The sequence below is a fragment of the Arthrobacter roseus genome (genome assembly GCF_016907875.1).
Taxonomy (GTDB): domain Bacteria; phylum Actinomycetota; class Actinomycetes; order Actinomycetales; family Micrococcaceae; genus Arthrobacter_J; species Arthrobacter_J roseus.
This window is the reverse complement of record NZ_JAFBCU010000001.1, coordinates 466,581-479,388: the sequence shown is the minus strand read 5'-3', so window position 1 is coordinate 479,388 and position 12,808 is coordinate 466,581. Positions and strand designations below refer to the sequence as shown.

Genomic DNA, 12,808 nt, shown 5'->3' with positions numbered 1-12,808 from the left:
TGTGGAATCTTTGATCATCTTTGACTGCGACGGCGTGCTCGTGGACAGCGAAACGCTCACAACAGCGGTGGAAGCACAATTGCTCACCGAGCTTGGGTACCCGCATACCGTTCAGGACGTCGTTGACCAGTACATGGGGCGCAGCGCTGCTGAAGTCGCTGGACTGCTGGAGGCCATGATGGGCGCCGAGCTAGCTGACCAGTTCGACGCCGATTCCACCGCGCAAATTCATGAGTCATTCGATTCGTCACTGGCGGTGGTGCCGGGCATCCCGGCACTGCTGGACGCGCTTGATGACAACGGCGTGCGCACCTGTGTCGCCTCCAGTGGTTCGCACGCGAAAATGAAGCGGACCCTGGGTCTGACCGGCCTACGCTCCCGGTTCGAAGGACGGATCTACAGTGCCACCGAGGTTCCCCGGGGCAAACCAGCACCGGATATATTCCTTCACGCTGCCGCGTCCGAGGGCGTTCCAGCGGAACAATGCGTTGTCATTGAGGACAGTGTCAACGGAGTTCGTGCCGCACGGGCCGCTGGTATGCGTGTTCTGGGTTACGGCGGCGGTCTCAGCGACCGCGCGGCGCTGGAAGCTGCCGGAGCCGAAGTGTTCGAGCGCATGGACCACGTTTGGCCGTTACTTTCCGGAGTGAATGAGCTTTCGAGACGGACTGATCAGTCGTTGTCATCCGAAGAATCGGCGGTGTCGGTTTCAACTCGACCGTCCTTGAGTAGCGACTGCAATACCAGCGCCGCCCCGTCGTCGTAAACGGTCTCCGTCACCGCGTTTGCCGCGTCCATGACCTCCTGAGGCGCCTGGCCCATGGCAACGCCCTGCGCTGCCCAACCGAGCATCTCTATGTCGTTGCGGCCATCCCCGATTGCGAGGGTCCGCGACGGATCCACCTCCAGGTGACGGCGGAGTTCCTCGAGCGCGCTGGCCTTGGTGACGCCCGCGGCCGCGATATCCAGCCACGCAGTCCAGCCCACGGAGTATGTGACACCGTGCAGCCCAATCGAGCCGACAACTTCCCCGAACTCCTCAGCGCTGCTGTCGGTACTGAAAACCACCACACGGACCGCAGTTGCCTCCATCATCTGCTCGAAATCGACGACGTTGGTCGCCGCACCGAAACTTGCGTCTTGGAAACGTTCGGTGGCGAGGAACTCGCCCTTGTCATTCTCAAGAGCATATTTCGCGGTTGGAAGGCGCTCCCGCAGTGCCCGCAGCGCCGGGGCCGGGTCGAACACCACTCTGGAAACGACTTCGTAGCCGTCTGGAAGAGACGTGTCGATGCGAAGCGTAATGGCGCCGTTGGAGCAGACGCAGTACCCACGCGTCATTCCGATCATCTGAATAATGGGAAGAGTGGCTCCAAGCGACCGACCGGTGGCGATAATGACGTCGCGTCCGCTCTTCACCACTGCTGATGCGGTTTCCCGTACGCCGTCGGACATCCGACCATCGTGATCTACAAGGGTGCCATCCACATCAAGAGCAACCAGTTGGATTTCATTTGTTGTCAGCAGGTCTTCGTTGCCTGATTTTGCTGTAATCGTCATGGGACCAGTGAACCAGAAAGCGCGCCGCTCAGACTAGTGCGTAGATCACAGTCCACGTCCCCGACGTCACCCTCTGCCTGCGAGATCACCCCGCACACGGTTGATTTGGCGGGTAGGGGGTGATCTCGGCGGGAAGGTTTCGCTAGAGGACGGGCAGGACTTCCAGACCGCCGAGATACGGACGCAGTGCAACGGGCACGTTGACGGAGCCGTCCGCGTTCTGGTGGTGCTCGAGGATCGCGACTATCCAGCGGGTGGTGGCCAACGTTCCGTTGAGCGTAGCGACGGCGCGGGTCCCGCCCTTGCTGCCGTCGTCCTTCATAACCCGTTCGCGGATGTTCAGACGGCGTGCCTGGAAAGTGGTGCAGCTGGAGGTGGACGTCAGTTCGCGGAACGCGTTCTGGGTGGGGACCCATGCCTCGCAGTCGTACTTTCGGGCAGCGGACATACCCAGATCCCCGGCAGCGGTGTGGATGACCCGATACGGTAATTCCACCTTGGCCAGCATCTCCTCCTCCCATGCGAGCATGCGCAGGTGCTCCGCGCCGGAGTCCTCTGGTGAGATATAGGAGAACATCTCCACTTTGTTGAACTGATGCACGCGGATGATGCCGCGAGTGTCCTTGCCATGAGATCCAGCCTCGCGACGATAGCAGGATGACCAGCCCGCGTAGCGTGTGGGTCCTGCGGACAGGTCAATGATCTCGTCCGAGTGATACCCCGCCAGTGGCACTTCTGAAGTACCCACAAGATAGAGGTCGTCCTCGGCGAGACGGTAGATCTCGGCGTCGTGTGCCACGTCAAACCCGGTGCCCTGCATCGTTTCGGGACGAACCAGGGTTGGGGTGATCATCGGGGTGAAGCCCGCGGCGATGGCCTGCTCCATGGCCATGTTCAGCAGGGCCAGTTCCAGCCGGGCTCCGACGCCTTTCAAAAAATAAAAACGCGACCCGGAAACCTTGGCGCCACGCTCCATATCAATCGCGCCCAGCAGTTCGCCGATCTCCAGGTGATCACGCGGTTCGAATCCCTCCGCCGAGAAGTCCCGGGGCGTTCCCACGGTCTTGACGACGTCGAAATCATCCTCACCGCCGGACGGCACCCCTTCCTCAATGAGGTTGGGCAGGCTCCGCACGAGCGCCTCCTGCTCAGCCTTCATCGACTCCGCCCGCGCACCCTCAACTTTCACCGAAGCAGCAAGTTCTTTCACCGATGCCAGCAGTTCCTGCTTTTCATCACCATTGGCCGCAGCGACTTTCTTGCCAAACGCGTTCTGTTCAGCCCGCAGAGATTCATGCCGATTGATCGCTTCACGGCGAAGCATGTCAGCCGAGATGATCTGCTCCACCAACGACTCATCGGCACGGCGTGCGCGCTGGGACTGGCGGTACTTTTCCGGGCTGTCGCGGAGGTCATTGATGTCGATCACCCTCCAAGACTACAGAAGAACGACGGCGGATCACGTGCCTTCTGAACTGTAGGCTGGGAAGCACAATGACCTCCGTATCTGTGCTTGTGCCAGCGATAGCCACAGTGCTACTGCTGCTCGCCATGGTCGTGGTCGCCGTCGTACTGATCCGACGGCGCCGCACCCGGCTGACACTTGCTGCAATCCCAGTGACGTCCAGTCGCGGCCATCAACGGGTTGCCTTTGTTGTCAACCCCATCAAATTCAATGCGGAAAAGGCTCGCACTATCGTGGCGGAGGAATGCCGGGCAGCAGGCTGGGACCCGCCCGTAATCCTTGAAACTACCGTCGTAGATCCGGGCTACTCGCAGGCCCGGCGGGCAATGGAGCTCCGGTGCGACGTCGTATTGGTGGGGGGCGGCGATGGCACCGTGCGGGTTGTTGGCCAGGAACTGGCACACTCGGGTACGCCAATGGGTGTGGTCCCGCTGGGCACAGGCAATCTGCTGGCCAGAAACCTGGACTTGAACGTGACGGAACTGCAGCACAACATCCGAATGGCTCTCCACGGCGCGCAACGCTATATCGACATGGCCCGAATCCAACTGGTGAACAGGGAAACAGGAGCCCACTCAACGCATGGGTTCTTGGTGATCGGCGGGATCGGGCTGGACGCGAAAATGGTGTCGGATACACGAGACGAACTCAAGCGCAGCGTTGGGTGGCTCGCCTACAGCGAGTCGGGTCTGCGCAACCTTCCCGGCCGCCGCAAACGCGTGTCCATCAGCATTGACGACGGCCCGGAGCAGGTTCGAAAAGTGCGAAGTGTTCTCTTCGTCAACTGCGGCAAACTGCCTGGTGGAGTGGATTTCATCCCGAATGCCGTGCTCGATGATGGCACGCTCGATATTGTGATCATCAGCCCCAGGACGGCACTCGGCTGGGCGTGGATGGCCGGAAAAGTTGTTTTCCGCCACCCACGACCTATACCTGTCATGGAGCTACATGTGGCGCGTAAGGTCCAAATTTCCGTTCCTGAACCCCTGGAGACACAGCTCGACGGCGACCCCATGGGGGCCGTGACGTCGCTCAGTGTAGAGGTTGAAGCCGGTGCGCTACTGGTCCGCGGGGCCAGCTAGCTTTACTTCCCGTCGTCCGAGCTTTCCTCGTCGCGGTCCGTGTACCCGCCGGGATGATGCCGGTCCTGGTGGCTTGTGTAGCCCTGGGAGCTGTCAGCCTGATCCTGCTCGCCCTCGGGCGCGTTCGCCTTGGACTGCTCCTCAATCAGTTGCTGCTCTTCGCCGAAGCGCAGGTCATTTCCCTGATCGCCTGCGTCGCCACGCCATTCTGAATCAGCGGTGGCTCCTTCGCCTGGCTTGCGGGGATCCGTGTTGTCCTGTTCCGTCATGATGCTGCCTCCTCGAGATGGGATGCGCGTTAGACCGCGTTATGGAAAGCCTAATGATGAATAGGGTTGATGGAAAGCCTTAACCGTTGAGAAGATCCTGAACAGCCCGTTCGGAGGTCGAGATTCCACAGGTCTGGATCGCCTCACCTCTCATGAACATCTCGACAAGCCGCGGGTCAACGTAGGAACTACGGACGACGGCGGGTGTGTTTCCTAGGTGTTCAGCCACGGTTTTCATCATGTCGGTGACGGCTTTGCGCCGGGCCGTGTCACTGGAAGCGCCAGCGTCTGCACGGGCGAGTTCCATGGCAGCGGACACGGTTGCCTGCCAGGTCCGGAAGTCTTTGGCCGTGAAGTCCCCGCCGGTGACTTGCCTCAGGAATTCATTGAGTTGGTTGCCGTCCACGCTGTGCCAGGCGCCGTCGTCGTCTTTGTAGGACAGAACCCGCTCTTCGGCGTTGCGGCGGAGCATCGGTTTAAGCGCCCGGGCAAGGTCTTCATCCTCCAGGGTGATGTGCCACCGTTGACCGCTTTTGCCGGGGAAGTCGAACCCGATGCTGTTGCCGCGGAGCTTGACGTGTTTGCCAAGGAGCGTGGTCACGCCAAACGAGCCATTGGCTTGTGCGTATTGGGCGGAGCCGACCCTTAGCGCTCCCGAGTCGACAATGCGTAGGGCGGCAGCAAATGCGCGTTCCCGGGTAATTTCGTCAGCACGTAGGTGCCGGGTGATCGTCCGACGGGCGGACGGCAACGTACTTGCGAATTCGAGGGCCCTGTCAAACTTTTCGCGGTCCTTGGTCTCCCGCCACTTTTGGTGATACATGTACTGGCGTCGGCCAGCTGCGTCCGTCCCCAGAGCCTGAATGTGGTCGTTGGCGTGGGTTGCTAACCAGACGTCTGTCCAAGCTGGCGGGACCACGAGATCCCTGAGCCGTTGCAGCGTTTCGGGATCCCGGACGGTGTTGCCGTTCTCGTCGGTGTAGCTGAAACCCTTACCTCTACGACGTCGCCTGATGCCTGGCTTATCCACGGCACTGCGACGCAGTCTCGGCATGGCCACCTCGTTTCATCAGCAGAGCACAATCTGACTGCTAAGCCTACTGATCAGAAGAGGCTTGAACTACTGCTTGCCGATAATTTGATTCACCCAGTGATCCGCGGCCTGGAAAGCATCATCTGCCGTATGGCCCGCCACCGCATACTCCGAACGGTCCGCCCGCGCATAGGACCCCAGGAACCGCAGCCCAGGGCTGAGACGGTGAAGTCCACGCAGCGCGTCTGCGACGCGCGCGTCAGCAACGTGCCCTTCGGCGTCGATGCTGAAGAAATAGTCTCCGAGGAACGACCCCGTTGGACGCGACTCGATCCGGCTCAAGTTCACACCGCGCGTGCCGAACTGGTCCAGAATGTCCATCAGAGCACCCGGCCGGTCCTCCGGCAGGGGGATGACGAGGGTGGTTTTGTCCGTGCCCGTCGGTGCAGGCAGTTGGCCTGGCCGCTCGAGCAGGATGAAGCGTGTCACGGCGTCCGGCACGTCAGCGATATTGTCCGCCAGGACCGTGAGTCCGCGAGCGCGGGCCACCAGTGGGGAGCAAATGGCTGCATCATATTCCGCACCACTCTCCAGGAGCCCGACGGCGGCTGCCGCCGTGGAGGTCCCCGGCACGTATTCCGCTGTCGGAATATTAGAATGGGCCCATCGCCGACACTGTGCCCAGGCATGGCCGTGAGTCGAAACAGACCGCACGTCGGTTAGTGACATGTCGCGGGCAGCAACCAGTACAAAGCTGATCGGAACCAGTACCTCGCGGGTAATGCGCAACTCTTGGCCCGTGGCGATGGCATCGAGGGTAGCCGTTACGCCACCCTCCACGGAATTCTCAACCGGTACCATCGCGGCGTCGGCCTCGCCGGAGCGGACCAGGTACAGCGCAGCGTTGACGTTTGACGCCGGGATTCTCGTCGCCGCATCTGCACCAGGGATCTGCAGGAGTGCGGCTTCCGTGAAAGTTCCTTCTGGGCCCAGGAACGCGTACCGGGGCGTCATCGGACGGTCGGGTCCTGACTGTTTTCGGACTCCATGGGCTTTCCAGCCTCCAGCCAAGCACCCATACCGCCCTCGACGTTGACCGCGGAGTAACCGTTGGAACTCAGCCACTGGGTGACCTGCGCAGAGCGTCCGCCGCTTCGGCACACCACGTGCAGGTCCTCGTCCGGGTCCAGTTCATCCAGCCGTTGGGGAATCTGATCCATGGGAATGTGGACTGCCCCCGTGGCATGGCCAGCTTCCCACTCATAGTCCTCGCGCACATCAAGGATTTTCGCGTCCTCGCCGATGGTACCTACTGATACGTTCTCTACGTCGCTCATGCTGCTCTCCCTTGGTCTCGCCTGTATTCTGCCGTCGTTGGAAAGGTGCTCCAAGCCTATAGTGGACCCATGCCAACCAGAGAGCCGACCATCCTCGCCACCTCCGGCGGATACAAGCCAAGCAGGAGAGTCAGGTTCGAATTGGACCACCTGGTTCGCCACGCCGTCGAACTTTCCGGGGTGGGCGGCGCTCCGCGCATCACGAACGTGGGGACCGCCACCGGCGATCTGCCGTCCTTTCAGCGCGACATGGATGAGGCCGCGCGCATCGCCGGTTTCGGGATGACGCACCTCAGCCTTTTCCCCATGCCTAACCTCGAGGACATGGAAGGACACCTGCTTGAACAGGATGTGGTCTGGGTCAATGGCGGTTCGGTGGCGAATTTGCTGGCCGTCTGGCGGGTACACGGTCTCGATTCCATGCTTCGCCGAGTGTGGGAAGCGGGCGTGGTGCTCGCTGGAATCTCGGCAGGATCCATCTGCTGGTTCCGCGGCGGGGCCACGGATTCATTTGGGCCGGAGCTGCGACCGCTCACCAACGGACTAGCCTTGCTCCCCTATGACAACGGTGTCCACTACGACAGCGAGCCGGGCAGACGCCCCTTGATTCACCGGTTGGTGGCCGACGGCGTGCTCGGTGAAACGCACTGCACGGACGACGGCGTTGGCCTTGTTTATCGCCGGACCCACCTGAGCGAGGCCGTAAGTGAGATTCGCGGCAAGGGCGCCTATATTGTGCGCAGGTCCGATGACGGCTCTGTCACAGAAGAACGACTCGAACCACGATTCCTCGGGGGAGCACCTGCATGAGTGAGATCCACGAGCTCACCGCCCTCCAGCAACGGGACGCTGTAGCTGCCGGTGAACTCAGCGCTCGCGAACTCACCGAGCACTATCTGCGCCGGATCGAGGAACTCAACCCTGACTTGGGGTCCTTCATCACGGTCACCGCCGAGTCCGCGATGGTCGAAGCTGCCGCAGCTGATGAACGGCAGGCCGCCGGAGAACCACTGACCCTTCTCCACGGGCTGCCGCTCGCGCACAAGGACCTCACCGACGTCGCCGGTGTAAGGACCACGTACGGTTCCGCCGCCGTCGACCATCCCCTTGCGGACGCCGATTCGCCGCTGGTCGCCCTCCTGCGACAGGCCGGAGCCATCAGCCTCGGCAAAACTCAGGTTCCCGAGTTCGGGCTCAGCTGCTATAGCGAAAATCTCATTGCCGCTCCAGCGCGCAATCCGCTGGACCCCGCTTTGAGCCCCGGTGGTTCCTCGGGCGGGAGCGCCGCTGCAGTGACTGCTGGAATGCTCCCCTTCGCACCCGGAACCGATGGCGGTGGATCTGTGCGCATTCCAGCGTCGGCCACCGGTCTGATCGGTCTCAAACCCAATCGCGGCCGGGTCCCGGGCGGCTCCGGGCAATCCGATCTTGGCCAGTTCGTCGTTGCCGGACCACTCGCCAGAACAACCACAGACGCAGCACTTCTGCTGGACGCCATGGTGGACGCACCGAATTTCCATGCCACCAGCGCCGCGCGCGAAGGGCACGGCACCTTCCTCGGCGCTCTCCTTGAATCCAGGAACGCGGGCAGAACAAAGCTACGCATAGGCCTCAGTACCGCATCCCCCTTCGACAGCACCATGGACATCACGCTCGAAGAAGCCGCCAGGACTGCACTGGACAGCGGTGAGAAGGCGCTTACCGCCATCGGGCACGACGTTGTTGAAGCGGAACTCCGCTACGACAACCGATACCACCACGCCTTTCAGACCGTATGGACTGCAGGACTCAGCCAGGCACCAATCGCATCTGACCGGGAAGCCGCGCTCACTCCGATCACGCGAACCCTCCGGCGTCGGGCGCTCACAAGGAGCGCCGCGGACCTTGCCGAGGCCATCGGAATCCTGCGCACATTCGAGGAGGACACTATTGCCCAGTACGCCCAATGTGATCTGATCCTCACCCCAGCGATGGCCATGACCCCGCGGCCTATTGGTTGGTACACAACCGACGACGGCGACACGGACTACGTGCGGCAATGCCAATACACGCCCTACACATCCATGGTCAACGTGTGCGGCCTGCCAGCGTTGACCATCCCTACCCACACAACACCGAAGGGGCTTTCCATGGGGATTCAACTCATAGGGCGGCCGAGCTCCGAAGCTACCCTGCTGAGCGTTTCGGCGCGGCTTGAGCGTCACTTCACCGAAGGAATAACGACCGTACAGAACTAGCCAGCATAATGCCTCCTCATGAAAAGGGATATGACAGTCCACAAGGTGAGTGGCAACATAGTAGAAATGAGCACATCAACTCCAACCACCTCTGCCGAACCGGCGGAGAAGACATTTCTGGGCCACCCCCGAATGTTGGCAAACCTCTTCAGCGTAGAACTCTGGGAGCGCTTCTCCTTCTACGGCATGCAGGGGATCCTGCTGTACTACATGTACTACTCCACGACAAACGGTGGACTGGGCATCGACGAAACAATCGCAACCGGCCTCGTCGGCGCCTACGGTGGTGGCGTTTACCTCTCCACCATCCTCGGAGCGTGGCTCGCAGACCGCGTCCTCGGCTCGGAACGGGTCCTGTTCTACTCCGCCGCCATGATCATGTTCGGCCACATCGCGCTGGCAGTCCTGCCCGGTGGTGTCGGCCTGGCCATCGGCCTCATCCTCGTCGGCGTGGGCTCCGGTGGACTAAAAGCCAACGCAACATCGCTCGTCGGCACCCTCTACAAAGAAGGCGACGAACGCCGCGACGCCGGCTTCTCCATCTTCTACATGGGCATCAATATCGGTGCGCTCATCGGCCCTCTCATCACCGGAGCACTGCAGACATCGCTCGGATTCCACTTCGGCTTTGGCGCGGCTGCCGTCGGTATGGCCATCGGACTCACCCAGTACACATTGACGCGCAAGAAACTGCCCGCCGAAGCCCACCACGTCACCAACCCCCTGCCCCGCTCGAAATACACCAGGTGGGCCGGTATTGCTGTTGCTGGCGTTGTCGTCATCATCCTTGCGTTCGTGACCGGGGTGGTCACGCCGGCCAACCTCGCGCTCGTCATGGCGATCCTTGCCGTCATCGCGTCTGTCGCGTACTTTGCAGTGATCCTCTCCAGCGAGAAGCTGGACAGCACCGGTCGCCGCCGCGTAGTGGCGTTCATTCCCCTGTATCTTGCCTCGGCAGCGTTCTGGGGACTCTTCCAGCAGCAGTTCACCGTCGTCGCGATCTACGCCGACAAAAGTCTGGACCGCACATTCTTTGGCTGGGAAATGCCGGCCAGCTGGGTCCAGTCCATCAACCCCGTGTTCATCATCATCTTCGCCGCCGTGTTCGCAGCGGTGTGGACCAAGCTTGGTTCGCGCCAGCCGAGCTCCCCGCTAAAGTTCGCGTTCGGGCTGGTATTCATGGGTATCGCATTCCTGATGTTTATCCCGTTCTCCGGCGGCGGCGCCAACAGCACGCCTCTGATCGCCCTGGCCATGATTTTGCTGTTCTTCACGTTCGCTGAACTGTTCCTTTCACCCATTGGTCTGTCCATTGCGACCAAGCTGGCACCGGACGCCTTCCGCACCCAGATGGTTGCCCTGTTCTTCCTCTCGGTATCGCTGGGAACCACCATTGCCGGCATCCTCGCAGGCTTCTATGACGCGGACAACGAGATCCCCTACTTCTCGTTCAGCGGTATCGCCGCCATCGTTCTGGGTATCGTCCTCGCCATCGCTACCCCGGCCATCAAGAAGCTTATGAGCGGGATTCGCTAAACGCTCCTGCTGGTGCTTTTCGGTTCTTGAAGTCAGGGTCTTTCTCTGAGGTCACCCCCTATTGTTGAGGGGTGACCTCAGAGTTGCGCGGATGTGAGGCATGACACAGAATGTTACTCATTAGTAGGATGCATCCACGCTCAGGAGACCCACATGCCCAACCTCGCCACTAACCTTGTTTCTACCGCAGCGAAATACCCGGAAACTGTCGCGATCAAGCTCGACGACGTCGAACTGTCGTATGCTGCGCTGGAGCAAATGAGCCAGCGGGTTTCCACGGTTCTGGGGCAGAAGGGCGTCAAACCGGGCGATCGGGTTGCGCTCATCATGCCTAACATCCCTCAGATGGCATTCATTTACTACGGGGTGTTGCGATACGGGGCGGTGGTGGTCCCCATGAACCCACTGCTCAAGGCCCGAGAAGTCGCCTACCACCTCACGGATTCGGGCGCGCGCGTGGTATTTGCCTGGGACGGCGTCGCTGCGGAAGTGCTCAGCGGCGCCGAGACCTCCTCAGCGGACCAGGGCGGTCCCATCGAAGTCATCACCGTCGACGGCGGAACGTTCATGCAGCAACTCATGCAGGCCGCCCCACGGCCTGAAGTGGCAGAAGCAGCAGACGACGACGTCGCGGTGCTCCTTTACACGTCCGGCACCACCGGTCGCCCCAAGGGCGCGGCACTGACGCACGCGAACCTCATATCCAACGCCTCCGTTTCGGGTCAGCTCATTGGCATCGACGCTGGCGAAGTGATTTTCGGTGGTCTCCCGTTCTTCCACGTCTTCGGGCAGACGTGCGCCCTCAACGCCGCTGTTGCCACTGGCGCAACGGTGACGTTGATGCCGCGGTTCGACCCGGCCAAGGCACTCGAGGTCATCAAACGGGACGCGGTCACGATCTTCGCGGGTGTGCCCACGATGTACATTGCCATGCTGCGGCATCCGTCGATAAAGAGCGCGGATGTCTCGTCCCTGAAAACTGCTGTCTCCGGGGGCTCTGCCCTGCCGGTGGAGATCCTGCGCGAATTCGAAGAGGTCTTCGGCGCGGACCTGCTTGAGGGCTACGGCCTGTCCGAGACGTCTCCCGTCGTCAGCTTCAATCGGAAGGACCGTGAGCGTCAGCCCGGTTCCATCGGGACTCCAGTGCAGGGTGTGGAGGTACGCATGCTTGACGGAGACGGCAACGATGTGGCAACGGGCGACGTCGGGGAACTGTCCGTCCGCGGCGAGTGCGTCATGAAGGGGTACTGGAACAACGACGACGCTACGGCCGCCGCTATCCCTGATGGCTGGTTCCGCACCGGTGACCTTGCTCGCTTCGATGAGGCGGGGAACATTTTCATCGTCGACCGCAAGAAAGACATGATCCTTCGCGGCGGATACAACGTTTATCCGCGCGAGGTTGAGGAAGTCCTGTACAGCCACCCCGCCGTCGCCGAAGCTGCCGTCATTGGCGTGCCGGATGATATGCAGGGCGAGGAGATTGTGGCCGTCGTCGGGCTGAAGCCGGAATACCGGCCAGACAGCGATTCGGCGACGGAAACCCTGCTGCAGGAAATCCAGGACTTCGCCAAGGAACGGGTTGCTGCGTACAAGTACCCGCGGCGAATTGTGCTGACGGATGAGCTGCCGAAGGGCCCGACCGGCAAGATCCTCAAGCGCGAGATCATCCTCTAGCTCTGTCCGCCCCGGCCGAGGTCACCCCTGAGCCGCGAGGACACCCCGCGCCGGGGTGACCTCGTCGACAAAGGGTGACTTCGGCTGGAGGGGAGGGCTAGGTGTTGTACGAGTCGCTGATCTCCGAGGTACTCAGCGCCATACCGATAATCAAGGCGTACAAGATCACGACGGCGAGCCATCCGGCGATGCAGATATACCCCATGACAAGACCGCCAATAGCCATGCCCCTGCCCTCGGGCTCGCGCTTCAAACCAAGATGCCCAAAAATGACGGCCAGCACCTGCGGGACCAGAAAGAATGCGAATCCCACCATGGATGCGACGCCGAGGACCAGCGATGTGATGCTCAGATTCTTCGGTGCCGCTGGCGGCATCATGTATACGGGCTGCCCGTACGCCGGTGGGTAATAACCCGGCTGCGGCCCGTACTGCTGCGGGTACTGCTGGTACTGGTTCTCACCGGGAGGCGGACCCTGATAAGACTGTCCTTGGTAAGACTGGCCCTGGTACCCCTGCTCGGCATAAGGGTTGGAATGCGGGTGCGGAGGCGCAGAGGCGTCGTCGTGCCCGTCCCCGCCGCTCGGCTCGTTAGTACTGCTGCTCATGCTGT

At 61.4% G+C, this 12,808-nt stretch carries 13 protein-coding genes; 6 read left to right on the top strand and 7 right to left on the bottom strand.

Annotated elements, in window-relative coordinates; genetic code table 11:
• Position 1: 1 nt before the first annotated feature.
• On the top strand, positions 2-766 hold the full coding sequence (locus JOE65_RS02465) for an HAD-IA family hydrolase (protein ID WP_205161752.1): 765 nt from the start codon (positions 2-4) through the stop codon (positions 764-766).
• Here the strand turns inward: JOE65_RS02465 and JOE65_RS02460 are convergent.
• Both JOE65_RS02460 and serS read right to left on the bottom strand, forming a co-directional pair.
• Positions 673-1,560: an HAD family hydrolase gene (locus tag JOE65_RS02460; RefSeq protein ID WP_205161751.1), complete on the bottom strand. Its 888-nt coding sequence runs from the start codon at positions 1,558-1,560 to the stop codon at positions 673-675. The genes JOE65_RS02465 and JOE65_RS02460 overlap by 94 nt on opposite strands.
• 142 nt (positions 1,561-1,702) lie before the next feature.
• Positions 1,703-2,989 carry a serine--tRNA ligase gene (serS, locus tag JOE65_RS02455; protein WP_205161749.1) on the bottom strand — a complete coding sequence of 429 codons (1,287 nt, stop codon included), beginning with the start codon at positions 2,987-2,989 and terminating at the stop codon, positions 1,703-1,705.
• A gap of 65 nt (positions 2,990-3,054) precedes the next feature.
• Here serS and JOE65_RS02450 point away from each other — a divergent pair, with 65 nt between their 5' ends.
• Complete coding sequence (locus tag JOE65_RS02450; protein ID WP_205161747.1) at positions 3,055-4,107, top strand: diacylglycerol/lipid kinase family protein; 1,053 nt, start codon at positions 3,055-3,057, stop codon at positions 4,105-4,107.
• A gap of 2 nt (positions 4,108-4,109) precedes the next feature.
• Here the strand turns inward: JOE65_RS02450 and JOE65_RS02445 are convergent, their stop codons facing one another.
• The 4 genes from JOE65_RS02445 to JOE65_RS02430 form a co-directional block, all read right to left on the bottom strand.
• Complete coding sequence (locus JOE65_RS02445; protein WP_205161746.1) at positions 4,110-4,376, bottom strand: hypothetical protein; 267 nt, start codon at positions 4,374-4,376, stop codon at positions 4,110-4,112.
• Between the two features lie 79 nt (positions 4,377-4,455).
• Positions 4,456-5,430: a DNA topoisomerase IB gene (locus JOE65_RS02440; protein WP_205161745.1), complete on the bottom strand. Its 975-nt coding sequence runs from the start codon at positions 5,428-5,430 to the stop codon at positions 4,456-4,458.
• Between the two features lie 66 nt (positions 5,431-5,496).
• Positions 5,497-6,423 carry a prephenate dehydratase gene (pheA, locus tag JOE65_RS02435; protein ID WP_205161744.1) on the bottom strand — a complete coding sequence of 309 codons (927 nt, stop codon included), beginning with the start codon at positions 6,421-6,423 and terminating at the stop codon, positions 5,497-5,499.
• On the bottom strand, positions 6,420-6,746 hold the full coding sequence (locus JOE65_RS02430; RefSeq protein WP_205161743.1) for a rhodanese-like domain-containing protein: 327 nt from the start codon (positions 6,744-6,746) through the stop codon (positions 6,420-6,422). Before JOE65_RS02430 ends, pheA begins: the two co-directional genes overlap by 4 nt.
• 69 nt (positions 6,747-6,815) lie before the next feature.
• On the opposite strand from JOE65_RS02430, the gene JOE65_RS02425 reads away from it, so the two are divergent.
• The 4 genes from JOE65_RS02425 to JOE65_RS02410 all read left to right on the top strand — a co-directional run bounded on the left by JOE65_RS02425 (position 6,816) and on the right by JOE65_RS02410 (position 12,196).
• Positions 6,816-7,556, top strand: coding sequence for a Type 1 glutamine amidotransferase-like domain-containing protein (locus JOE65_RS02425; RefSeq protein WP_205161742.1), 741 nt, complete (start codon positions 6,816-6,818; stop codon positions 7,554-7,556).
• Positions 7,553-8,983, top strand: coding sequence for an amidase (locus JOE65_RS02420; RefSeq protein WP_205161741.1), 1,431 nt, complete (start codon positions 7,553-7,555; stop codon positions 8,981-8,983). The genes JOE65_RS02425 and JOE65_RS02420 overlap by 4 nt, the downstream gene beginning before the upstream one ends.
• Before the next feature lie 66 nt (positions 8,984-9,049).
• Positions 9,050-10,519, top strand: coding sequence for a peptide MFS transporter (locus JOE65_RS02415; protein ID WP_205161740.1), 1,470 nt, complete (start codon positions 9,050-9,052; stop codon positions 10,517-10,519).
• A 153-nt stretch (positions 10,520-10,672) separates the two neighbouring features.
• Positions 10,673-12,196: a long-chain-fatty-acid--CoA ligase gene (locus JOE65_RS02410; protein ID WP_205161739.1), complete on the top strand. Its 1,524-nt coding sequence runs from the start codon at positions 10,673-10,675 to the stop codon at positions 12,194-12,196.
• Between the two features lie 97 nt (positions 12,197-12,293).
• Here JOE65_RS02410 and JOE65_RS02405 read toward each other — a convergent pair whose 3' ends face one another.
• A complete protein-coding gene (locus JOE65_RS02405) occupies positions 12,294-12,803 on the bottom strand; it encodes a DUF4190 domain-containing protein (RefSeq protein WP_205161738.1) in 510 nt (169 codons plus the stop codon).
• Between the last annotated feature and the right edge of the window lie 5 nt (positions 12,804-12,808).